Annotated in this window: 11 protein-coding genes; 9 read left to right on the top strand and 2 right to left on the bottom strand. The window is 67.7% G+C overall.

Annotated elements, in window-relative coordinates; genetic code table 11:
• The first annotated feature begins 154 nt into the window (after positions 1-154).
• From WKW79_RS13540 to WKW79_RS13500, 9 genes are all read left to right on the top strand, one after another.
• Entirely contained in the window at positions 155-14,623 is a 14,469-nt protein-coding gene (locus WKW79_RS13540) for a VCBS domain-containing protein (protein ID WP_340335689.1), read from the top strand.
• Between the two features lie 10 nt (positions 14,624-14,633).
• Positions 14,634-16,172 (top strand): TolC family protein, encoded by a 1,539-nt coding sequence (locus WKW79_RS13535; protein WP_340335688.1) that lies wholly within the window; start codon positions 14,634-14,636, stop codon positions 16,170-16,172.
• A 10-nt stretch (positions 16,173-16,182) separates the two neighbouring features.
• Positions 16,183-16,959 carry an efflux RND transporter periplasmic adaptor subunit gene (locus WKW79_RS13530; protein WP_340335687.1) on the top strand — a complete coding sequence of 259 codons (777 nt, stop codon included), beginning with the start codon at positions 16,183-16,185 and terminating at the stop codon, positions 16,957-16,959.
• Positions 16,956-18,299, top strand: coding sequence for an efflux RND transporter periplasmic adaptor subunit (locus WKW79_RS13525; protein WP_340335686.1), 1,344 nt, complete (start codon positions 16,956-16,958; stop codon positions 18,297-18,299). Before WKW79_RS13530 ends, WKW79_RS13525 begins: the two co-directional genes overlap by 4 nt.
• Positions 18,299-20,407 (top strand): site-2 protease family protein, encoded by a 2,109-nt coding sequence (locus WKW79_RS13520; RefSeq protein ID WP_340335685.1) that lies wholly within the window; start codon positions 18,299-18,301, stop codon positions 20,405-20,407. Before WKW79_RS13525 ends, WKW79_RS13520 begins: the two co-directional genes overlap by 1 nt.
• A 15-nt stretch (positions 20,408-20,422) precedes the next feature.
• Entirely contained in the window at positions 20,423-21,286 is an 864-nt protein-coding gene (locus tag WKW79_RS13515) for a bile acid:sodium symporter family protein (RefSeq protein ID WP_340335684.1), read from the top strand.
• A 103-nt stretch (positions 21,287-21,389) separates the two neighbouring features.
• Positions 21,390-21,926, top strand: a complete 537-nt coding sequence (locus WKW79_RS13510; RefSeq protein ID WP_340335683.1) for a lipocalin family protein — start codon at positions 21,390-21,392, stop codon at positions 21,924-21,926.
• Positions 21,927-22,066: 140 nt separating this feature from the next.
• Positions 22,067-22,342 carry a hypothetical protein gene (locus WKW79_RS13505; RefSeq protein ID WP_340335682.1) on the top strand — a complete coding sequence of 92 codons (276 nt, stop codon included), beginning with the start codon at positions 22,067-22,069 and terminating at the stop codon, positions 22,340-22,342.
• A gap of 37 nt (positions 22,343-22,379) precedes the next feature.
• On the top strand, positions 22,380-22,835 hold the full coding sequence (locus WKW79_RS13500; protein ID WP_340335681.1) for a hypothetical protein: 456 nt from the start codon (positions 22,380-22,382) through the stop codon (positions 22,833-22,835).
• Positions 22,836-22,861: 26 nt separating this feature from the next.
• On the opposite strand, the gene WKW79_RS13495 is transcribed toward WKW79_RS13500, so the two are convergent.
• Together WKW79_RS13495 and WKW79_RS13490 are read right to left on the bottom strand one after the other, a co-directional pair.
• Positions 22,862-24,136, bottom strand: a complete 1,275-nt coding sequence (locus WKW79_RS13495; RefSeq protein ID WP_340335680.1) for a formylglycine-generating enzyme family protein — start codon at positions 24,134-24,136, stop codon at positions 22,862-22,864.
• Positions 24,137-24,215: 79 nt separating this feature from the next.
• On the bottom strand, positions 24,216-25,883 hold the full coding sequence (locus WKW79_RS13490; RefSeq protein WP_340335679.1) for an arylsulfatase: 1,668 nt from the start codon (positions 25,881-25,883) through the stop codon (positions 24,216-24,218).
• Positions 25,884-25,934 lie beyond the last annotated feature (51 nt).

Below are 25,934 nucleotides of genomic sequence, written 5' to 3'. Positions count from 1 at the left end.
CAATGAAACGTAGAATTTGGTTCATGCCTGCGCGAGTCCATACGCTTGGCGTACACCCGGCGTCACTGGCGGCGGGCCTTGCGCGGCATCGAGGTCGACTTGGTCCGGCGGCGCAAGCCGCCATCACTGGGGGTACTCGCGCATGAGCATGAACATGAGACATTTCAAGCCCCGCAGCCAGGCGATGGCGCTGGAGCCCCGGATCATGTTCGACGGTGCGGCCGCCACGGCGGTCGACCAGCATCACACAGACCCCACGCATTCCGCCGACAGCGCCAACGACCATGTGGCGGTGGCGACGAGGCCTTCGGCCGAGGCCGTGCGCACGCCCGCGCCAGCACGCACGCTGCTCGTTGTCGACAGCCGTGTCGATCCGCTCGGCCAGCTCGGCGCGCAAGCCGCACCGGGCGTGACGGTGCTGCGCATCAACAGCAATGAAGACGGGCTGGCCGCCATCACCGATGCGCTCGGCAAGCTGGGACAGGTCGATTCGATCCAGATCCTGTCGCATGGCGCGGCGGGGCAGTTCACGTTGGGCAATCGCACGATTACCGCCGACAACGTCGACCAGCTCGCACCGAAGCTCGAGGCATGGCAGGGCTCGCTCAAGGCCGGTGCGGACATCCAGCTCTATGGTTGCGACGTTGGCGCGGGCGCGGTCGGCCAGTCGCTGGTGAACGAGATCGCGCGCTGGACCGGCGCCGACGTGGCCGCGTCGAAGGACGACACCGGCAGCGCAGCCGCGGGCGGCAACTGGACGTTGGAGACCACCGCGGGCGTGATCGACAAGCCCATCGCGATCAACGCGGCGGCCCTTGCCGGATTCAGCGGATTGCTGGCCGATGCGGCCCCGACCGTGTCCTTGTCCTCGGCAGGATCGGACGTGCTGCTGGGCGGCACATTCACCTTCACGGCGAGCTTCACCAACCCTTCCACGCAAGTGGGCTTCGCGCCTTTCATCGACCTCTTCATCCCCGCGACCGGCAAGGACGGCGACGACGGCGCGACCTTCGTGTCGGCCACCTACCTGGGCGTGGCGATCAAGACCTACACGGTCACCTTCGATGCCAATGGCGATGCCACGCATCCGTTGGCCGAGGACGCGACCGGCGCGCCGTTGGTGCTGCATGCGGCCGACTACGGCATGCGCGCGGGCGATCAACTCGTCGTGCTGCAACTGCCCAATGCCAGCATCACGAACGGGCAGCCTGCCGTCGACATCGTCGTCACGGCACAGCTGAGCAACCTCGCCGACACCAGCGTCTCCGACCCGGCGCCCAACCTGCTGGTGAAGGCGCGCGGCGGCTTCCAGTTCGGCAACGAGTCGGCCGACGATCCGTCCATCGACCCGCCGCTGATCGAGGTCGGCACGCACGACTTCACGATCCATCCCACCGTGGTCAGCCTGTCGCAATCGGTTCCGATGACCGATGGGCAGACGGTCACCGGGCCGAACTTTCCGCACACCATCGAGGTGTCGGCCAGTGCGGCCGCAGGCCAGACCGTGACCAACGTGGTCATCAGCCAGGACGTGCCCAACAACATCATGGTCACCGGCATCACGCCCGGCGCGGGCGGCGTGCTGACCTCGGTCACGACCGCGACCGGCACGGTGCTGACCGCGCCCGCCGACATCCAGGCCGCGTTCACCGCGAGCACCTACATCAGCCACTACGAGATCACCTATGCCACGCTGACCGGCACGGCCGTCAGCACGGTGAACTTCTACGTGCCGGAGGTCGATGCCAATGGCGTGCCGGTGATCGATCCCGTCAGCGGTGCGCCGGTGACGATCACGGTGACACCGCCTTCGGCCCAGGGCAACTGGACGCCGCTCGATCCGCGCGATACCTCGTCCGGCACCGTGACGGCCGATGGGGTCGGCGGCAATGCGACCTTCGTCGCGCAGCCGATCGCGATCTACAAGGATGCCGCGGTCACGACCAACGTCGGCAGCCCCGAGCCATCGCCGGGCGACACGCTGACCTACACGATCCAGGTCAACATGTCGGACTACTTCGCCTTCGGCGAGAACGTGCTGACGCAGGGTGGCTTCAACGCCGTCGACGAACTGAGCGATGGCCAGACCTTCGTCGCCGGCAGCGGCGTGCTCAGCTACAACGTGGGCGGCGTGACCAGGACCGCCCCGATGGTGTCCACCGTGACCCCGCATGTGGATGGCACCACCACGCTGACGCTGGACATCGGCCAGACGCTGCGCAATGCCGGCGAGACCACCGGCGCGCTCGCCGGCGACCTGGCCTTCGATCCGGTGCGCGATGGCGCCACCACGATGACGATCACCTACCGGACCGTCATCGGCCAGAACCTGTCGGGCGTGCGCGCTTCCGAACCGGTCAACGAGGGCGATGCGGTCAGCAACAACGCGACGATCACCGCGACGCTGCTGGAAGACAGGGTCAATCTCACAGGCGGCTCGGCGACCGACAACGACAGCGCCAGCGTCGTGGTGACGCCGAGCAACGTCGACATCCAGATCGTCGACGTGAATGGCGCGACGCCACCGGGCACCGTGGAGTTGCATCCCGGTGACATCGTCACCTTCCAGATGAGCTATGACCTGGTCACGGGCGACTACAAGCAGTTCCTCCTGACCGGCTACCTGCCACTGCCGCTGTTCGACCTGTCCACCGTGACATGGAGCCAGGGCACCGGCGAGGGCCAGTACATTCTCGGCCCGGGCCACACGAGTCCCGACACGCTGGCGAGCGTCACCAACGGCGCGGGCAATTCGGTGATCTTCAACTTCGGGAACAACGAGAACCCGGGCGTGGACGGCACGCGCATCGAGGTGCAGTTCACGCTGAGGGTCAGCGACATCCCCTTCGGCGACCAGCGCTCGGTGACCGCGCAGGCGCAATCCGACCAGATCTCCACTATCGACGAGAGCGAGCTGATCTCGCAGGATGCGGTGGTGATCCAGTCGATCGCCGAGCCCGTGCTCAGCATCTCGCACGGCGTGGTGTCCAGCACCGGCGGCTCCATCACCGGCACCACCGGCACCTGGGCCGCGCCGGGCAGCGCCGGCGTTCCTTTCACCGGCAGCGTGACCTCGCCGCTGGCCGTCAATGGCGACGTGCAGGGGTTCGATGGCGGCGATACGCTGCGCATGGCCACGGCCATCGAGAACACCGGCGGCGGCGGGGCCTTCGATGTCGTGACCTCTATCACCCTGCCGCCTGGATTGAGCTTCGTCGGCGGGGCGCTGTCCAACACGGCCAAGGTCTACCGCGGCGACGGCACGCTGCTGGTGCTCGGCACCGACTACAGCATCACCGGCAACACCGTCAGCTTCCTTGATCCGGTCGACTTCGCGTCGCTGCTGCCCGGGCGGGCCGGCAGCGCCAACGACACCAGCGGCGCGAACGTGGTCGTCATCACCTACGACGTGGTGGTCGATGCCGCCATCCCGACCAGCAGCACGCTTCAAAGCACCGCCACGCTGAGCAACTACGCAGGCGCACCCGGCGGCGGCGACTTCACACCGGCCGATCTCACCGAGGTGGCGCTGGAACAGGTGGCCGTGCCGGTGGTCACCAAGGTCTTCGCTGACGGCACACTGGACGACACGGATTCCAGTTCGGCCAGCACCACCGGGGCCGACGTGGTGATCGGCGAGTCGATGCTCTACGACATCGTCGTCACGCTGCCCGAAGGCACCGCGCAGAACCTGCGCGTGGACGATCTCGTACCGCCCGGTATGAAGCTGGACATGAGCTTCAATGGCACCGGCTACCAGCTCATCACCACCGCGGCCGGCAGCGCCGCGCTCACCGCCGACTTCAATGGCACGCTGACCATCGGTTCAGTGGCCGGCATCGGTGGCACGGCGGGTGCCGATGGTGTCGATGCGCGCATGACCTTCACCGTCAACTCGACGGCGGCCGACAACGTCGCGGGCAACAACAGCTTCGTGATCCGCGTGCGCCTGATCGCGGACAACGTCGCCGCCAATCAGGCCGGCACCACGCTGGCCAACAACGCCCAGGCGGTCTACAGCGACCCGGACAGCGATACGCCCAATGGCAGCACGCCGATCGAACGCATCATCCCGCGCTCCAACGCAGCGCCCACGGTCACCGTGCGCGAGCCCACGCTCACCATCACGCAGGCCACCAACACGCTTCCGCCTCTGGGCGTCGACTTCGGCGACCCGGTGGAATACACGATCACCATCACCAACGGCAGCGGCGCCACCGATTTCGATGCCTACGACATCAGCTTCAACGACGTGCTGCCGGCCCAATTGAATGGGTTGACGCTGGCCGGGGTGACCTATGCGGGTGGTGCCACCAACAACGGCGGCGCCGACTTCGAACTGGTGGGCGGCGTGCTGCGAAGCGTGACCGGGTCCAACATCGACATCGCCAAGGGCGGCAGCATCGTCCTGCGCGTCACGGGAACCGTTTCGGCGACGGCGCAGAACGTGCCCAGCATCGACAACACGGCCACCGTGCAATGGACCAGCTTGAACGGCGCTGACAGCACGGCGCAGGCCGACGAGCGCACCGGCGCGGGCGGACCGCTCAATGGCGGCGCCCTGAACGACTACCAGAGCGCGGCCTTCCTGCGCATCGAAGTGCTCAACGGTGTGGAGATGTCACGCGTCGGCGGGCTGGCGGACACACCCATTTCGCCTGACGGCACGGCCGGCCTGGACGAGCAGGTGGCGATCGGGGAGATCGTGCGCTATCGCGTGGTGTCGGCGCTGGGCGAAGGCGAAACGAACGACTACCGCGTCCAGGTCACGCTGGATCAGGGGCTGGAGTTCCTCAACGATGGCACGGTCAATCTTGCCTTCATCTCGACAGGCGGAAACATCATCAGCGCGCCCGGGCTGACCACGGGCGGCACGTTGAACGTGGTGGGAAACCGCAGCAGTGCGATTGCCCTGCCGATCACGCCGGATCTCAGCGGTGCCGCCCCCACCGCCACGCTCAATCCATCGGACATCACCGTCACCACAGATGCCAACGGCCGCACCGTCATCACCTTCCTGCTCGGCACACTGGTCAACCCCGACCAGGATGCGGACCTCGAGGGCCTGACCATCGAGTTCTCTGCACGCGTGGCCAATGTCGGTTCCAACCTTGGAAGTCCGGCCAGCCAACTGGCGGCCACGGCATCCCACCTGGTGGGCGCGTTGGATGTGCGTTCGGTCGCCGAGACCTTGTTCGAAACCGTGGTGGAACCCGGCTTCAACAGCGTGGTCAAGCAGGTCGACAGTTTCACGCCCAATGCGACCGCCACAACCAGCCATGCGGATGTGTCGGTGCGCTTCACGCAGAACGGCACCGCGCCCGCTTATGACGTGCAACTGGTCGACGGCTTCGCAGGCGCAACCGCCTTCACGCCGACCAGCGTGTCCATCGGCGGCACCGTCTACACGCTGGGCACGTTGCCGCCCGGCGTGACCTTCAACGCCGGCCCGGGTGGCATCACGGTCAACTTCGCCAAGCTCGATCCCGGCGTCGAAGTGATCGTGCGTTATGGCGTCGATGTCGCCACCAATGCGGCCTTTGCCAACACCGATGCCACGCTGACCTGGAGCAGCCTCCCCGAGACCTTCACCGCCTGGGGCGGCTCGACCGTCGGCACCGATGGCACGACCGAGGGCGAGCGCAACGGCACCGGCACCCCGCCCAACACCTACATACTGACCGAAGGCGCGGGCCTCGGTCTCATCACCGGCACGCTGTGGGACGACTCCACATCGGCCACCACCAGCACCACGCCGGATGGCCCCGCGCTGGCCGGCCAGACCGTCACGCTGACCTGGGGCGGCGCCGATGGCAACCTGGCCACCACGGCCGACAACGCCACCTTCACCACGACCACCAACGCCAGCGGCGTCTTCAACTTCAGTGCGCTCGCGGCCGGGCAATACCGCATCGATGCGCCCACGCCGGTGACGCTGGCGCAGCCCGTCGGCGAGCTGCGCGTGCGCATCGACACCGACACCGCGACGCCGCTCGGCCAGATGGTGTCGGCGGTCGGCGAAGGTGCGACTGCCGTGGCCAACGCGGGCTATGTGCAGCAGAACGACGCACCGGTCAACACGCTGCCCGCCACGCAGAACGGCCTCGAAGACGTGCTGCTGCAGATTGCCCCGATCACCATCGCCGACGCGGATGCAGGCACGGGCCTGTTGGACGTCACGCTGACGGTGACCAAGGGCGTGCTCAACCTGGGGCAGGCCACCCCCGGCGTCACGACCACCGGCACGGGCACCGCCACCATGACGCTGAGCGGCACGCTGGCCGACCTCAACGCGGCGCTGGCCCACGTCACCTACCTCGGCGCGCTGAACTTCAACGGCAACGACACGCTGACCGTGCTCACCAAGGACCGCGGCAACTTCGGCGATGCCGATGGCGACGGCATCCCGGCCGAGCCGGTGGAAGACCAGTTGCAGGACAGCGACGTGCTGCAGATCGTGCTGGCCCCGGTGAACGACCCGCCGCAGAGCGTGCCCGATGCCGCCAACGCGACCGAGGCCGGCGGGTCCTTCAACGGCACGCCGGGCGTCAACCCCACCGGCAACATGCTGGCCAATGACATCGACGTCGACATCGCGACCAATGCCGACACCTTGCACCTGGTGAACGTGCGCAGCGTGGGAACGAACACTACCGCCGTGCCGTCGCCCACCGCCCCGGTCGATCTGGTCGGCCTCTACGGCACGCTGTCCTTCAACCTCAATGGCAGCTACAGCTACACCGTCGACAACGCCAACCCGCTGGTGCAGGCCCTGCGCGCCAGCGGCCAGACGCTGACCGAGACCTTCGAATACATCGTCACCGACCAGGCCGGCGCGCCGGACACCTCGCCGACCGTCCCGACGCTCACCTTCACCATCCTGCCTGCGAACGACACCCCCGTGGCGGTCAATGACGAAGGCGGCGCGGTGGAGGCAGGTGGTGTCAACAACGGCACCGCCGGTTCGGTCGCGACGGGCAACGTGCTGACCAACGACACCGACGTCGACACGGTGGCCAACGGCGAGACCAAGACCGTCACCGGTATCCGCGACGTGCCCGAGGACGATCGCGGCCAGGTCACGCCGGTCGCCGCGGGCAGCCCCACGACGATCCCCGGCCTCTACGGCTCGCTCCAGATCTCGGCGAATGGCGACTACACCTACACACCGGACAATGCCAATCCGCTGGTTCAGGGCCTGAAGGCGGGCGAGACGCTGGACGAGACCTTCAGCTACACCGTGACCGACGCTGGCGGCCTGAGCGACATCGCCAACCTGCACATCGTCATCACCGGCGCCAACGACGTGCCGGTGGCCGTCGACGACGCGGCGACTGCGGTGGAGGCGGGCGGCACGTTGAATGGCACGCCCGGCACCGACCCGACCGGCAACGTGCTCGCCAACGATACCGACACCGACACGGGCGACACCAAGACCGTGACCGAGTTCAGGACCGGCAACGAGGCCGGCACCGGCACCACGGGTATCTTCGGCACCGAGCTGCGCGGCACGTACGGCTGGCTCACGCTCAATGCCGACGGCACCTACTCTTACCGCCTCGACAACAACCAGGCCGAGGTGCAAGCCCTGCGCACCACCGCCAACACGCTGGTCGACAACTTCAGCTACACGGTGAGCGATGCCGCCGCCACCAGCGACCGCGCGACGCTGGCGATCACGATCCAGGGCGCCAACGATGCGCCGATCGCCACCAACGATGACGGCGTGGCCATCGAGGCGGGCGGCGTGCTCAATGGCACGGCGGGCAGTCCCGCGAACGGCAACGTGCTGGCCAACGACACGGACGTCGACAGCCCTGCGAACGGCGAGATCGACGTGGTCAGCGCCATCCGCACCGGCACGGAGGCCGCCGGCGGCGCGCTCACCACGATCGTGTCGGCCACCGGCACGACGCCCATCGTCGGCACCTACGGCACGCTGCAGATTGCCGCGGACGGCACGTACACGTACACGCTGGACGACAACAACGCCGCCGTGCAGGGCCTGCAGGCCGGGCAGACGCTGGACGAGTTCTTCACCTATCAGGTCAGCGACGTCGGCCTGCTGAACGACTTGGCCGAGCTTCACATCGTCATCCAGGGCCGCAACGACAACCCGGTGGCGGTCGACGATGCCGCGATCGCGGTGGAAGCTGGCGGCATCGCCAACGGCACCGCCGGCATAGACCCGGCCGGCAGCGTGCTCACCAACGACACCGATGTCGACACGGCCGACACGAAGGCGGTCACCGAGTTCAGGACCGGTGCGGAGACAGGCACCGGAACGGCCGGCATCCTGGGCACCGAACTGCGCGGCGCCTACGGCTGGCTCACGCTGAATGCCGACGGAACCTACACCTACCGCCTCGACAACAACCAGGCCGAGGTGCAGGCCCTCCGCCAGGCCACCGACACGCTGGTCGACAGCTTCAGCTACACCGTCACCGATTCGCAGGCCGGCACCGACCGGGCCACACTCGCCATCACCATCCAGGGCGCCAACGACACGCCGGTGGCCGTCAACGACGTGGCCACAGCCGTCGAGGCCGGGGGCATCGCCAACGGCACGCCGGGCATCAACCCGAGCGGCAACGTCATCACGCCCAACGACACCGACGTCGACCAGTTCGGCGAAGTGCTCAGCATCGCCAGCTTCACGCAGGGCGCCGCCGCCGGCACGCCGGGCACCGCCTTCACGGCCACCTACGGCTCGCTGCTGCTCAACGCCGATGGCAGCTACACCTACACGCTGGACAACAACAACGCCGCCGTGCAGGCGCTGCGCACGCCCGCCGACACGCTCACCGAGGTCTTCACCTACACCTTGCGGGACGCGCTGGGTGCGACCACGACCGCGACGCTCACCATCACCATCCAGGGCGCCAACGACGTGCCCGTGGCCACCGACGACACTGCCACCGCGGTGGAGGCCGGCGGCATCGCCAACGGCACGCCCGGCACCAACCCGGCCGGCAACGTGCTCACCAACGACGTCGACGTGGATTCCGCCGCCAACGGCGAGGCCTTCCCGGTCAGCAGCGTGCGCACCGGCACCGAGGCCGGCACCGGCACCGACGGCACGCTCGGCACCGCATTGGTCGGTGCGTATGGCTCGCTCACGCTGAATGCGGACGGTACCTACACCTACGTGGTCGACAACACGCTGCCCGCGGTGCAGGCCCTGCGCCTGCCTACCGACACGCTGACCGACAGCTTCAGCTACACCGTCACCGACGTGGCCGGCACCACCGACCGCGCCACGCTGACCATCACGATCCAGGGCGCCAACGACACGCCGGTCGCGGTCAACGATGTGGCCGATGCGGTCGAGGCGGGCGGCATCGCCAACGGCACGCCGGGCGTCAATCCGACGGGCAACGTCATCACCAGCAACGACACCGACGTCGATGCGAATGGCGAAGTGCTCAGCATCGCCGGCTTCACCGAAGGCGCGACGGCCGGCACGGTCGGCACGGCCTTCACCAGCACCTACGGCAGCCTCCTGCTCAATGCCGATGGCAGCTACACCTACACGGTCGACAACAACAACGCCGCGGTGCAGGCCCTGCGCCTGCCGACCGACACGCTCACCGAAGTCTTCACCTACACGCTGCGCGATGCGGTCGGCGCGACGACCACGGCGACGCTGACGGTCACCATCCATGGCGCGGACGACACGCCGGCCGCCGTGGACGACGTGGCGAGCGCGACGGAAGCCGGCGGCATCGCCAACGGCACGCCGGGCCTCGATCCCACCGGCAATGTGCTCACCAACGACAGCGACGTGGACGCACCTGCCAACGGCGAGGCGCTCGCGGTCTCCAGCGTGCGCACCGGCACCAAGGCAGGCACCGGCACTGGCGGCACGCTCGGCACCGAGTTGCGCGGCAGCTTCGGCTGGCTCACGCTCAATGCCGACGGCACGTACAGCTACCGCGTCGACAACAACCAGGCCGAGGTCCAGGCGCTGCGCCTGTTCACCGACACGCTGACCGACAGCTTCAGCTACACCACCGCCGACACCTCGGGCGTGACCGACCGGGCCACGCTCACCGTCACCCTCCACGGCGCGAACGACACGCCGGTCGCGGTGGACGACTCGGCCGTGTCCATCGAGGCCGGCGGCATCGCCAACGGCACGCCCGGCACCAACCCCAGCGGCAACGTCATCACGGCGAACGACAGCGACGTGGACGGTCCCGCCTATGGCGAGGTGCTGACCATCGCAAGCTTCAGCGAGGGCGCCACCCCGGGCACCGTCGGCACCGCCTTCACGACCAGCTACGGCAGCCTGCTGATCAATGCCGATGGCAGCTATACCTTCACGCTGGACAACAACAAGGCCGAAGTCCAGGCGCTGCGCACATCGACCGACAGGCTCTCCGAAACTTTCACCTATACGCTGCGGGACGCCGCGGGCGCGACCACGACCGCCACGCTCACCATCACCATCCAGGGCACGGACGACACGCCCGTGGCAACCGACGACACGGCGACCGCCGTCGAGGCCGGCGGCATCGCCAACGGCACCGTCGGCACCGACCCGATCGGCAACGTGCTCACCAACGACACCGACGTCGACGGTGGCGCCACCAGCCCGGTCAACTACGGCGAGACGAAGGCCGTCTCCACCGTGCGCACCGGCATCGAGGCCGGCACCGGCACCGACGGCATCCTCGCCACCGAACTGCGCGGCGCCTATGGCTGGCTCACGCTCAACGCCGATGGCAGCTACTCCTACCGCCTCGACAACAACCAGGCCGAAGTGCAGGCCCTGCGCACCAGCGCCAACACGCTGGTCGACAACTTCAGCTACACCGTCATCGACACCGCGGGCCAGACCGACCGCGCGACGCTCGCCATCACCATCCAGGGCGCCAACGACACGCCGGTAGCGGTCAACGACGTGGCCGATGCGGTGGAGGCGGGTGGCATCGCCAACGGCACGCCGGGCGTCAATCCCACGGGCAACGTCATCACCGCCAACGACACCGACGTCGACACCAACGGCGAGGCGCTCGGCATCGCAAGCTACACCTTCGGCGCAACCAGCGGCACGCTGGGCGCCGCGCTCACCACGAGCTACGGCAGCTTCACGCTCAACGCCGACGGCAGCTACGTCTACACGGTGGACAACAACAACGCCGCCGTGCAGGCGCTGCGCACGTCCACCGACACGCTCACCGAAGTCTTCACCTACACGCTGACCGATGCACTCGGCGCCACGACCACCGCAACGCTGACAGTGACCCTCCATGGTGCCGACGACACGCCCGTGGCCGCGGACGACGTGGCCACCGCCGTGGAAGCCGGCGGCGTCAACAACGGCACACCCGGCATCGACCCGACCGGCAACGTGCTCACCAACGACACCGACGTCGACGGCGGCGTGGCCGGCCCGATCGACTATGGCGAGACGAAGGCCGTCTCCACCGTGCGCACCGGCACCGAAGCCGCGGGCACCGGCACCGCCGGCATCCTCGGCACCGAACTGCGCGGGGCCTACGGCTGGCTCACCCTCAACGCCGACGGCAGCTACAGCTACCGCCTCGACAACAACCAGGCCGAGGTCCAGGCGTTGCGCACGAATGGCCAGACGCTCACCGACAGCTTCAGCTACACCGTCGCCGACACGGCCGGCCTGAACGACCGCGCCACGCTGACCATCACCATCCAGGGCGCCGACGACACGCCGGGTGCGGTCGACGACACCGCCCGCGCGGTGGAGACCGGCGGCATCGGCAATGCGGTGCCGGGCGTCAATCCCACCGGCAACGTGCTGACCAACGACGCCGACGTGGACAGCGGCGGCAACGGCGAGACGCTGGCCGTCTCCGGCTTCCGCCAGGGCCTCACGCTCGGCACGCTGGGCACGCCCTTCGCAGGCGCCTACGGCAGCCTCACGCTCAATGCCGACGGCAGCTACAGCTACACGGTGGACAACGCCAACCCGGCCGTCGAGGCGCTGCGCATCGAGACCGACACGCTTACCGAAGTCTTCACCTACACCCTCGTCGATGCGGCAGGTGCGAGCAGCACCGCAACGCTGACGGTCACCATCCATGGCCGCGACGACGACCCCATCGCCATCGACGATCCGCTCATCGCGAAAGAAGCCGGCGGCACGCTCAACCAGACTCCCGGCATCGATCCCACCGGCAACCTGCTGGCCAACGACACCGACGTCGATGCCAACGACACCAAGACGGTCGACGGCATCCGCAGCGGCACCGAGGCCGCGGGCGGCGCCTTCACCACAGTGGCTGGCAGCCAGGTCGTCACCGGCCTGTACGGCACGCTCACCGTCAATGCCGACGGCACCTACAGCTACGTGGTCGACAACAACGCCTTCCTGGTGCAGCGCATGCGCGAAGGCGACACGCTCACCGAGTCCTTCACCTACCGCATGCACGACACCCAGGGCGCCAGCGACACGGCGCAGATCACGGTGGTGGTGCAGGGCGCCTGGGATGCACCGGTGGCCAACGACAACTTCAACCTGGCCGTGCCGGCGCTGGTCGGGTCGCAGGGCATCAACCCGACCGGCAACGTGCTGGCCAACGACACCGATGTGGACCGCACCGATGTCGACACCGGGACGGGTGTGAGGGTCGGCCCCGAACCCGATCCGCTGTTGGGTGGCGTGCCGCTTCCCTTCACCGCCATCCCGGTCGGCTCGGACCGCACCAACGGCGCGATCTTGCAGGGCCAGTACGGGGAACTCGTGATCGGCGCGAACGGCGACTACATCTACCGCGTCAATTCCTTCTCACCCGAGGTGCTGGCGCTGCTGCCGGGCCAGTTCGTGCTGGACACCTTCACCTACCGCGTCACCGACCTGGGCGGGCTCGATGACATCGCGCAACTGACCATCGTCGTGCGAGGCCTCAACAACCTGCCGCTCGGCATCAACGACGCGGCCACCGCCGTTGAGGCAGGGGGACTGGACAACGCCACGCCGGGCATCGACCCGAGCGGCAACGTGCTGGCCAACGACATCGAACCGGACGGCGACGCGATGCATGTCGCCGATTTCCGCACCGGCACCCGGGATGGCACCGGCACCGCCGGCGTGGTGGGTGGCGCGTCGCTGCGCGGCACCTATGGCGACCTCGTCCTCGCGGCCGACGGCACCTGGCAGTACACGCTCGACAATGCGCTGCCCGAGGTGCAGGCGCTGCGCGTGAGCGGCCAGACGCTGGAGGACGTGTTCACCTACACGGTCCACGACATCTTCGACGTCGGCCGCAGCGCCGAGCTGCGCATCACCATCGACGGCCGCAACGACACGCCGATCGCCCATGCCGACGCCACCTTCGCACTGGAAGCCGGCGGCACCTTCAACACCACGCCGGGCAACAACCCGACCGGCAACGTGCTGACCAACGACACCGATGTCGACAGCGTGGCCAATGGCGAAACGAAGGCGGTCGACCGCTATGCCAACAGTGCCGGCGCCCAGGCCCTGGCTGGCGCGCCGCTCGCCGGGCTCTACGGCACGCTGGTGCTCAATGCCGACGGCAGCTACAGCTACACGGTGGACAACGACAACCCCGCCGTGCAGGCGCTGCGCACCGGCCTGGAGACGCTCACCGAGGTCTACAACTACACCATGCGCGACGCGGCCGGCGCCGAGTCGCAGACGGTCCTGGTCATCATCGTGCGCGGGGCCGACGACTATCCGATCGCACTCAACGACAGCAACTTCGCGGCCGACCAGACACCGGCGCCGCAGGCCGTCGGCAATGTGCTGCCCAACGATTCCGACATCGATGGCGGCGACGCGCTGCACGTCTCCGGGATCCGCCCCGGCGCAGAGACGGAGACCGGCACCGCAGGCACCATCGGCCAGCCGATCCAGGGCCGCTACGGCACGCTGGTCATCAACGCCGACGGCAGCTACACCTACACCATCGACCAGAGCAACCCCGAGGTGCAGGCCCAGGCCGGCGCCGGGCAGGTGTTGACGGACGTGTTCACCTACACCGTGTCGGACCGCACGGGCGGCACCGACCAGGCCGAGCTGCGCATCGGCCTGGACATCGCGGCGCCCTTCATCCCGGTCGACGACGAGGAACCGGCCGGCTACCAGCGCGGCTTTGAGCGCTTCGATGGCGGGATGCTGTCGAGGGACATCCAGCCGGCGATCTTCGTCGCGCCCGTGGTCGAGAGCAATTCGCTGATGAACCGCCTGTCGCGCCTGTCGACCGACGGCACCGATGCCGCGCTGGTGTTCGACCAGGGCATCCGCAGCAGCTCGATCGGCGAGGGCCTGGACGGCCGCGACCAGGCGATGGGCGACCGCCTCACCGACGTCGGTGGCCAGTACGTCCACACGGCGGTGCGGCAAAGCGCCATCGCCAGCCAGATCGACCTGGCCCGCCTGCTCGGACGCCACGGCCGCGTCAGCCTGTCCGCGGACGGGCTGCTCAGCGATCCATCCTTGTTCTCGCGCACCGATGGCGATCTCATCCTCGGTCCGGCGCAGCTCGTCAGCACCAACGACAACAACGGAGATGTACCCAATGGCAACAGCAACCTCGGGGAAGGGCAGACCGCCGCTGCCTTCACGGAGCAGCTCAGGCTGGCATCCCAGCGGCTCGGTCCCTCCTGGTTCGAGTAGCAACGCAAGCATGCGGTACTGGTCCATCAAGGCTCCGGGCACCGCGATGCTGGCGCTGGCGCTGGCGGCCTGCTCGGGCCTCAAGCCGACGCCCTACACGGAGCAGGAAACCATCGATCGCGCCAAGGCCGACCAGGTCAAGATGTACCAGGACCAGGAGCCCGTGACCGGCCCGATCACCTTCTACGAGGCCGCAGCCCGCGCGCTCAAGTACAACCTCGACTACCGCCTCAAGCTGATGGAAAGCGCGCTGGCCTCCAACCTGCGCGACGTGTCCAGCTACGAGATGCTGCCGCGGCTCGTCGCCTCGGCCGGCCACCTCGGTCGCAACAACGATTCCGGCGGCACCTCGATCGGCATCGAGGACCGGCAGGTGAGCTTGCGCGCATCCACTTCCGAGGAGCGCTACCGCTACATCGGCAGCCTCGGCCTGAGCTGGAGCACGCTGGACTTCAGCATCGCCTACTACCGCACCGCGCAGAAGGCCGACCAGATCATGATGGCCGAGGAACGCCGTCGCAAGGTCGCGCAGAACGTGCTGCAGGACGTGCGCAATGCCTACTGGCGCGCACTCGGCGCGCAACGGCTGATGCCGCAGGTCGACGGGCTGCTGGCCCGCACGAATGAAGCGCTGCGGCAGGCGCGCGAGGCGCAGGACAAGGGCCTGCTGCCGCGCCAGGAGATCCTGGCCTACCAGCGTGCGCTGCTCGATTCGGTGTCGCTGCTGACCATCCGCCGCCAGGACCTGGAGTTCTCGCAGGCCGAGTTGCGCGCGCTGATGTCGCTGCCGGCCAATGCGCCGATGCAACTGGTCGACATCCCCGATCCGGCGTTGCCGATGCTGGGCCCGGACATCGCGCAACTGGAACAGCTCGCGCTGGTGCGGCGGCCGGAGATCATGGAGGAGTGGTATCGCAAGCGGGTGAATGAACGCGACATCGACATCGCCAAGGCGCAGCTGTGGCCCAACGTCAGCCTCAACGTCGGCCGCAACTACGACTCCAACGCCTTCCTCTACAACAACTACTGGAACGCCACAGGCATCGACGTGTCGATCAACCTGCTCAAGCTGCTGTCGCTGCCTTCGCTCAATGCGGCGCAGGCGTCGCAGCGCGAGACCGACGATTCGCGGCGCGTGGCCTTGTCGATGGCCGTGCTGACGCAGGTGCGCGTGGGCGCGCTGCGCTACCAGTTGACGCTGAACGAAGTGCAGTTCGCCAACGAGAGCCTGCGCGTGGACACCAACCTGCTCGACTACGCGCGCGCCGCGAAGAAGACCACCTTCGGCTCCGAGCTCGAGGTGATCCGTGCCGAGGGCCGCTTCCTGTTGTCGCGCTACCAGCGCGAGGCCGCCTTCGCGAATGCGGAGGCCGCCTGGGGGCGCCTCTACAACTCGGTCGGCCTGGATGTGTTCCCGACCGCCATCGACAGCTACGACATCAAGACGCTGGCCGCCGAGATCCAGCGCGTGACCAACGAGATGGAACAGTCCCAGCTGCTGCGCAGCACCACAGGCGGAGGTGCCGGTGCGAGCCTTGCGAAGCCTTGAACGATTTTCTTTGACGCTGGTTCTCGGCGCGGCCCTCGCCATGCCCGTGTTCGCGCAGGCGCCCGCCGCAAAGCCCCCTGCGCCGCTGCCGGGTACGCCGCCTCCCAAGCCCGCCGCCGTCGATCCGTCGGCCATCCGCGTGCTGCTGGTGCCGGAGCTGGAGACCACGCTGTCGGCGCAGATGAACGGCACGCTCGGCGAGATCAACGGCTCGCTTGGCAAGCAGGTGCCCAAGGGCGCGCTGCTGGTGCAATTGCAATGCGGCGAGCAGGTGGCCCGGGCCAAGGTGGCGGAAGCCGAGCTGGCCCAGGCCCGGCAGAACCTCGATGCCAAGAAGGCCCTGCGCGAACTCAACGCCGTGGGCGACCTGGAAGTCAACATGGCCAACACCGAAGCCGAGAAGGCCGCCGGCGCGCGCACGCTGGCCGTGACGCAGGCCGGCTACTGCGCGGTGCGCGCGCCTTTCGCGGCACGCATTGCCAAGGTCTATGCCAAGTCCTTCCAGACGGTGAGCGCGGGCACGCCACTGTTCGACATCGTGAGCGACAGCGCGCTCAAGCTGCGGCTGAACGTGCCTTCGACCCTGTTCAAGGGCTTGCAGCCGGGCCAGCCCTTCAAGGTCAGCATCGCCGAGACCGGCAAGACCTACCCGGCACGCATCAGCGCGATCAATGCGCGCGTCGATGCGGTGGCGCAGACCGTGGAACTGGAAGGCAAGCTCGATGACAAGTTCCCCGACCTGATTGCCGGCATGAGCGGCATCGCGAGCTTCCCGAGCGCTCCGTGAACGACCGCGTCCAACTCCCCGCGCAACTGTTGCTCAACCTGGGCGCGCTGCGCGACAAGGCGCTGGCCGCCGATACGCTGAACACGCTGGCCTTCTCGATGGCCAACGACCTGTATCCGTTGCTGCAGTTCCGGCAGGCGCTGGTGCTGGCGCAGCGCGGTGAATCGTTCGAGCTGTTGTGCGTGTCAGGCCTGGCCAAGCCGCAGGAGGATTCGCCCTACCTGGTGTGGCTGCGCCGCAGTGCGCGCTGGCTGGCGAAACAGTTGCATGGCAACGAGCCGCAGTGGCTGTCGCGCGATGTGCTGAAGCCACCTGCCGAGGTGGCTGACGGCTGGACCGAATGGTGGCCGGCCGGTGTGTGGTGCGTGCCGCTGCAGGGCCGCAACGGCAAGCGCCTGGGCTTGCTCCTGTTCCTCATGGATGCGCCGCCGCTGGAACCCTTGCAACCATTGCTTCAAGGCCTCTGGCAGACCTGGGCCTACTGCTGGTCGACCTTGACGGGGCAACGCCGTTTTGCCGGCTGGCGTCCGGGCCGCCGGCACGCCCTGCTGGCGCTGGCGCTGCTGGGCGCGTTGGCGCTGGTGCCGGTGCGGCAGACGGCGCTGGCGCCAGCCGAGATCGTCTCGCGCGAGGCCAAGATCGTGAGTTCACCGATCGACGGCGTGATCGCGCAGATGCTGGTGCGGCCCAACCAGGCCGTGGAGGCGGGCACGCCGCTCTTCACGCTCGACGAGACCACGCTGCGCAGCCGCGCAGAGGTGCTCAGCAGGGAAGTTGCCGTGGCCGATGCGGAACTGCTCGCGGCCAGCCAGCGCGCCTTCGACAACCCGCAGAGCAAGAGCGAACTCACCGTGCTCAACGGGAAGGCGCAGCAGCGGCGATCCGAGTGGGCGGCCGTGACGGCCCAACTGGCGCGCACCCATGTGCTCTCGCCCCGCGCCGGCGTGGCCGTCTACAGCGACCCGAACGACTGGATCGGCAAGCCGGTGGTCACCGGCGAACGCATCCTTCAGGTGGCCGACCCGGCCCAGCCCGCCATGCTGGTGCAGTTGCCCGTGGCCGATGCCATCGCGCTGGAGGTGGGCGCACCGGTCACGCTCTACCTCACCGCCTATCCGCTGGAGCCGCTGGAGGGCAAGATCCTCGAGACCAGCTACCAGGCCCGCAGCACCGATGAGAGCGTGGTCGCCTATCGCTTGCTGGCCAGCATCGAAGGCGAGGGCGGCCCGCGCCGCCTGGGCCTGCACGGCACGGCCAAGCTCTACGGCGAGCGCGTGATGCTCGGCTACTACCTGCTGCGCCGTCCGATCGCGGCGGCGCGCGCCTGGCTGGGCTGGTGATGTCGGCGTTGCCGTTCTCGCCGGAAGACCTGCCGCTGCCACCGCTGCGCGAGGACTTGCGCTTGAGCGAAGCCGCGGCGGACCGCAGCGGCGAGCCGAGCTGGGTCATCCAGGACACCGTCGTGAACCGCTTCTACCGCATCGGCTGGCTGGAGTTCGAATGCCTGTTGCGCTGGGGCCAGACGCCGCGCCGCATCAGCGAACAGATCTCGAAACAAACCGCGCTCAAGCCCGACGCGGAACAGGTGCTCGACTTCCGCCGCTTCCTCGAACAGAACCAGTTGCTGCGACCCGGCCCGGACACGGTCGACCGCCTGCGCGCGCAGAGCGAGGGCAACCCGTGGCTGACCTGGAAGGGCTGGCTGCACCACTACCTGTTCTTCCGCATTCCGCTGGTGCGGCCGCAACGCATGCTTCGTTGGCTGTCGAAGTATCTCGGCTGGTTGTTCCATCCCGTGACGGGCTTGCTGGTGCTGGCGCTGGGCCTGCTCGGGCTGGTCCTGGTGGCGCACCAATGGGACGCCTTCCGCAGCGCCATCGTCGAATCTTTCTCGGCCGAAGGCATCGTCGGCTTCGCCATCGCGGTGGCCTTCGGCAAGGCGCTGCACGAGATGGGGCATGCGCTGGTGGCCACGCGGCTGGGCCTGAAGGTGGCGCACATGGGCGTGGCCTTCGTGGTGCTGTGGCCGATGCTCTACACCGACACGGGCGAGGCCTGGAAGCTGCGCAATTCACGCCATCGCCTGGCCATTGCCAGCGCCGGCATCCTGACGGAATTGTCGCTCGCCGGCCTGGCCACGCTCGGTTGGGCCGTGAGCGAGCCGGGCGCGTTGCGCGACGGCTTCTTCTACCTCGCGACCACGAGCTGGGTGCTGTCGATCGCGCTCAATGCGAGCCCGTTCATGCGCTTCGACGGCTACTTCATCCTGTCGGACCTGCTGGACTTTCCGAACCTGCATGAGCGCTCGCAGCGCCTCGCGCGCGTGGCCTTGCGGCGCGGGCTGCTGGGCCTCGACGAAGAATGGCCGGAGCCCTTCGACGCAGGGCGGCGCCGCGCGCTGATCGCCTTCGCGATGGTCACCTGGGTGTACCGGCTGGTGCTGTTCGCCGGCATCGCGGTGGCCGTCTACCTGCTGTTCTTCAAGCTGCTCGGGATCTTCCTGTTCGCGGTGGAAGTCTCATGGTTCATCCTGCGCCCGATCTGGCGCGAAATGGGGCACTGGTGGTCCCGGAGGGCTGGCATTCCCATGCGACGCAAGTTCTTCGTGCTGCTCTTTGTAGCCGCGTTGCTGGCCTTGCTGGCGATGCCCTGGCAGACACAGATCCATGCCTACGGCGTGGCGCGGGCCGAGCACCAGATGCGCGTGTTCGCACCCTTTCCGGCATTGCTGCGCGACATCCGCGGCATGGGCGCGGTGCGCGCCGGCGACGCGCTGGTCACGCTGGAGCAGCCCGACATCACGGAGCGAATGACGCGCAGCGAAGCCGGCGTGCGCAGCGTCAACGCGCGCCTCACCGGCCTGATGGCCGAACCCGCCGGCCTCGCCGAGGAAGCGGCCACGCGGCAACGCCTGGACGTGCAGATCCAGGAGGAGCGCGCGGCCCGCTCCGAGATCGCGCGTCTCAACCTGCAGGCCCCCTTCGACGGCCAATGGCGCGATGTCGACCCGAACTGGCAGGCCGGCCAATGGACCGGCACCAAGGAGGCGCTGGGCGTGCTGGTCGATCCGCGCAGCTGGCAGGTCGATGCCTACATCAAGCCGGACGAGGTGCATCGCATCGAGGGCGGCGCCGGCGTGCGCTTCTACCCGGAAGGGCACTTCACGCCGATAGAAGGCCGTGTCATCGCCATCGGCAGCACGCGCGTCGCGCAACTCGAACATCGCATGCTGTCGTCCCGCTTCGGCGGACCGCTGGCCACGGCCAAGCAGGGCGAGGCCCTCGTGCCGACGCCCGCGCTGTTCCATGTGCTGGTGCAACTCGACGGGCCGCCGCCGGCCTTGCAGGAGGTGCGCGGCCACCTCCAGATCGACGGTGCGCGCCGCAGCCTGCTGGGCGAGGGCGCCACGCAACTGTTGGCAGTGCTGCGGCGCGAAAGTGGTTTCTAGAAAAGGACTGTGCAAATGAACGCACGCGAGCTGGTCATCCTTGCCTTGCAGGCGAGCATCATCGTGACGGTGTTCGGCTTCGGCCTGCGCGCCACGATGGAGGACGTGATGTATGTCTTCAAGCGGCCGGCGCTGCTGCTGCGCTCGGTGCTCGCGATGTTCGTGGTGATGCCGATCGTGGCTGTCGTGCTGGCGAAGGTCTTCGACTTCCGCTTCGCGGTCGAGGCCGCGCTGGTCGTGCTCTCGATCTCGCCGGTGCCGCCGCTGCTGCCGCGCCGGCATGACAAGGCGGGCGGGAAAGCGTCCTATGGGCTCGGCCTGATGGTGACGATGGCGGTGCTGTCGATGGGCGTCATCCCCCTCGAGATGAAGCTGCTCGACATGTTCTACGGCAGGTCCTACAGCATCCAGCCCGAGGCCATCGCGAAGATCATCCTCACCGCGGCGGTGCTGCCCTTGCTGGCAGGCATGCTTTGCAACCGCTTCATCCCCAAGCTGGCCGCGCTCGTTGCCAGGCCGGCCATCCTCATCGGCGAATGGATGTTGCCCATCGCGGGTGTCGCGATCCTCATCGCCGCCCACCGTGCGCTGGGTGCCGTGCTCGGCGACGGCACGCTGGTCGCGATCGTCGTGTTCGTGGCCATCGCGCTGGTCGTCGGCCATTGGCTCGGTGGCCCCGACCCCTATGAGCGAGAGGTGCTCGCGCTGTCGACCGCCTGCCGGCACCCCGGCATCGCCATTGCCATCGCCACCGCCAACTCGGTCCCCGGCGAACCGAACCTGGTGCCCGCCGCGATCATGGTCTACCTGCTGGTCAGCCTCATCTCGACCGTGCCGTATGTGAAGTGGCAGGCGAAGCGGTTGGGGGCGGGCAAGTGACAGGCGGATAAGCGCCTTTCTTTTTTATCGACCTTGCTGATCCCTCACGCGCGGCGCTGCGTACAAGCTCGAACGGTGTTGTTGCCGGCTCGAGGAAAAGTCCATGCGTCTGCGAATCCTTGTCCTGTCGTGCTTGGCCGTGCTGGCCGCGTGCGCAGGCGTCTCAAAGAACAGTCGACCGCCGGTGACGCTGGTCCCGCGCGTGGACCTCTCGCGTTTCATGGGCAACTGGTATGTCATCGCCAGCATTCCCACCCGCCTGGAGAACGGCGCGCACAACGCCATGGAGAACTACCGGCTCGATCCGGACGGCACCATCCCGACGACCTTCACCTTCAACGCCGATGCCTTCGACGGCCCGGTCAAGACCTACACGTCCCGCGGCTACGTTCTCGATGAAAAGACGAACGCCATCTGGGGCGAGCAGTACATCTGGCCGATCAAGGCGGACTACCGGATCTCGTACCTGTCGCCCGACTACACGCAGACCGTGATCACGCGGGAGAAGCGCGACTACGTCTGGATCATGGCGCGCACGCCGAGCATTTCCAGCGAGGACCTGGCGCGCCTGACCGAGTTCGTCGCAAGCCAGGGCTACGATCCGGCCAGGTTGCGGAAGGTGCCGCAGAAGGGCGGGTGATTGCGCGCGCATGAGGCTGTCGCGCCATTGCATTCCAGTGACCTCGTTCATAGACTGGCTGCTCCTGGCACTGTCGGACCTCGGTCTTGATCCATTGCCGCCGAGCAAGTCATCGCCCTGCCGCAGGGCTTCGGACCACGATGCGCTCAGCCCTCCGTCTTGCCATAGGCATCTACGCTTTGCTTGCCCTGCTCAGCTTGCTGTTGATCCCGGCAAGCGCCCACGGTTGGTTCGGGGTGGCTCGCGACCCGCTGTCGGCGGTCTTTGCCCTGGCACTCGCGCTCCCTTGGACGGTCTTGATCTTCGCCTTGCCGCCGATGCCGACTTGGCTCAGCTTCGCGCTCCTTGCGCTTGGAATGACACTGAACGTCGCTGCCGGGCTCTTCGTTGTCCGGCGAATGCGCACCGGGGAGTGACCGTGCAAGTTGCCATCTACCACCCAGCAGGAACCACATGACATCAAGCGATCCACGCACCCCACAGCAAGCCGACAGCGCCGCGTCACTCTGGAAGGCAGCCGCTGCCGCGCTGCTGTTCGCATTCGCCTCGGCAAGCCAGGCGCAGCCGGCAGTCCCCGCGCAAGCGCTCAACTTTGCGAAGGGCGCGAGCCAGGGCACGGCCACAGGAAAGCTTCAAGGCCCGAACAGCGACGTGCGAGACCACGTGCTGCGCGCACGGGCGGGCCAGACCATGACCGTCAACCTTGAATCCCCTTCGAAGTCCATCTATTTCAATGTGCTGCCACCCGACTCCGAAGAGGCGCTGTACCAAGGGGAAATCGGTGGCGAACCTCGCTGGACGGGCACGCTTCCGAAGGACGGCATATACAGGGTACGGGTGTATCTCAATCGCGCTGCATCGCGTCAGCGCGCGGCGGCGCAGTACACGCTGCGTGTGGGCGTCCAGTAAGAACGAAGGCCGACGACGAGCGCAGGCTATCCGGCGGGCTTGGGCGCGTCGCTCACCAGCCGGAAGCCGATGTGGCTCATGGGATTGAATGGGTCGTTGCCGCGCCGCGCGCTCGGGCGGTAGCTCAGGCAATAGTCTTCGTTGCAGAGGAAGGAGCCGCCGCGGGTCACGCGCCGGGGCGCGGCGGGCGGCGCGCTCGTGTCGTCCGGGTCCCAGCTGTCCTGCGGGCCGGCAGGGTTGTCGATCGGCTTGTTGCCTTGCGCCTTGGCCTGCTGCTGGAAGTAGTCGCCGCGGAACCAGTCGGCCACCCATTGCCAGGCGTTGCCGGTCATGTCGACCAGGCCGTAGCCGTTGGGCGGGAAGGTGCCGACCGGCTGCGTGCCGATCGCGCCGCCGGCCTTGGCACTGACCTTCGGAACCACCGGAAAACGCCCCTTGGCCGTCTTGTCCCAGATGTTGGCCATGGGCTGGCCGTCGGGCTGGTAGTCGTCGCCCCAGGCATAGGTGGCCTGCTCGAGACCGCCGCGGGCGGCGAACTCCCATTCCGCCTCGGTGGGGAGGCGCTTGTTCGCCCACTTGGCGAAGGCCACGGCATCCTCGTAGCTGACTTGCACGACCGGGTGATCGTCCTTGCCCTCGATGCTGCTGCCGGGGCCTTGCGGCGCCTTCCACGATGCGCCGGGCACCAGTTGCCACCACTGGGACCAGTCGTTGAGGTTCACCGGCCGATCGGTGCCGACGAAGACCATTGCTGCGGGGACGAGCATGTTGTCTGGAGGGCGCGGCGTGCCGGGTGGGCTCTGCACGCGGATGGTTTCCCAGTCCGGCTTCTGCTCGGCCGTGGTCACGTAGCCGGTGGCCTTCACGAATTCGCGGAACTGCGCGTTGGTCACGTGGCTGCGGTCCATCCAGAAGCCATGCACCCGGACGGGGTGCGCAGGCTTCTCGTTGGATTGGGCGAGCTTGCTGTCGCTGCCCATGGCGAACTCGCCGCCGGGCACCCAGACCATGCCCTTGGGTCCGTTCACGCCGTCGCCCTGCACGACGGTCGGACGAACCCGTTGCGAGGCCTTGCCGGCGGCGGCGACCTGGCTGGCCGCTGGCGCGCGGCCTTGCCACCAGGCCATGCCGCCATAGGCCACGCCACCCACGACGGCGGCCCCGGCCAGCGCCGTCAGGAAGTTCCGGCGCGAGGAGGGCGCGGGTGCCCGTGTCGCCACGGGCTCGACGGCCGGCGCCGTCACCGTGGCAGCCGTCGCAGGCCGCGTGGCCTTGCGCCTGTTGCGTTGCTGCTTGCTCATGATCGATTGCGAAAGAGTGGTTGTCGCAGAATAAAAAGCCCCGGGCAAGCCGGGGCCTTGAGGGTGGCCGGCCGCGGTCTCAGTCGCCGTTGGGCATCGGCATGTTGAAGCCCTGCTTGGCCAGGGCGTCGCGTATGTGCTGGAAGCGCTCGTACTGCGAAAGCGTGATCGGGCCGCTGTAGGCTTCGCTTTGCAACTTGCGCGGCGGGTACTTGACGTAGGTCTGCATCAGTTCCTTCACCGCGGCGTTGATGGTCACCAGGGTCCAGGTGCGTTCAGTGAAGTTGTTCATGAACAGGTCGTAGCGCTCCTGCGGGTCGGCCCAAAGATCGAAAACCTGGGGCACCGCCGCGACATACGCCTCCGCACCCTTCCAGCCCAGGTTCGAGTCCACCGCCAGCCCGCCGGTCCTGGCGCCGTCATCGCCGCGCAGGTTGAACACGGCCTTGTAGTTGCCCACGCGCGCCGCGCCAGGCGAGAGTTCGTTCTCGGTGAAGTAGAACCAGTTCTTGCGGTTCGACTTGCCGTGGGCACTGAACAGGACCGGCGACATGTCGATGCTGTCGAAGATGATCGGCTTGTTCGCGCGATCGCTGCTCGGCAGCGGGACGCCCGCGACGCTGGCGAAGGTGGCCATCAGGTCGAGACCCCCGGTGAGTTCATGGCTCTTGCTTGCTGCCGGAATCCTGCCTGGCATCCACGCGATGGCCGGCACGCGGTTGCCGCCTTCGCGCACGGTTCCCTTGGTGCCGCGGAAGGGCGTGTAGCCGGCGTCGGGGTAGACGTCCTGCCAGGCCCCGTTGTCGGTTGTGTAGAACACCAGCGTGTTCTTGTCGAGGCCGAGTTCGCGCACCTTGTCCATGATGCGGCCGATGCGCGCATCCAGTTCGACCACGGAGTCCGCGTACTTGCTCTTCGACATGGACTTGCCGACATAGTCCGGGTCGGGCATGTTGGGCTGGTGCACCTTCATGAAGTTGATGTTCATGAAGAAGGGCGTGTTCGACCTGCCATTGCGGTCGAGGTAGTCGATCGATGCCTTCTCGACGTAGCGATCGAAGAATGGAATCCCCACCACGCCGGGCTTGCCGTCCATCGCCGGCGTGTTCACGTACTGGCCGTTGACCTTGAAATCCTCGACGGGCTTCTCTCCCGCGTTGGCCGACAGCGCGCCCCGCGTGACTTTCTGGAACATGGCCCGCAACTCGGGGTCCATGTCGGGGAACCAGGTCGTGTCGGCGTACGTGTAGGCGTTCAGGTGATAGAGGCCGGCGTACTTCATCTCGTCGTAGCCTTGCGCATTGGGCAATGCGTAGTCCGCCTCGCCGAGGTGCCACTTGCCGGTGAAGAAGGTCTTGTAGCCGCCCTTCTTCAGCACCGAGGCGAGTGTCCATTCTTCCGCCGGCAGCCCGCCGCCCTGGCCCTGGAAGGCGACCGTGGTCATGCCGCTGCGGTTGGGGATGCGGCCGGTCTGGATGGCCGCGCGGCCGGGGGTGCAACTGGGCTGCGCATAAAAGGAGAACAGCGTCATGCCTTCGTTCGCGAGCCGGTCGATGTTCGGCGTCGGCATGCCGCGACCGGCACCTCCGCCGTAGGGCCCGAGGTCGCCATAGCCGGTGTCGTCGGAGACGATCAGGATGATGTTGGGCTTGGACTGCTGCTGCGCGATGGTCGGCGCGGCCGTCAAGGCGATCATCGCGGCCACGGCCGCGGGCGCCACAAGCCGTAGCTTGCCTGCGAATGACATGTGTTGTTCCCCCTCGTATTGCAAACCGTGCGCAGCAAGCTGCGCAGACTC

The organism is Variovorax robiniae, from assembly GCF_037889955.1.
In the GTDB taxonomy this organism is placed as follows: Bacteria; Pseudomonadota; Gammaproteobacteria; order Burkholderiales; family Burkholderiaceae_C; genus Variovorax; species Variovorax robiniae.
The sequence above is the reverse complement of the archived record's forward strand: the minus strand, read 5'-3'. Positions and strand labels throughout refer to the sequence as shown.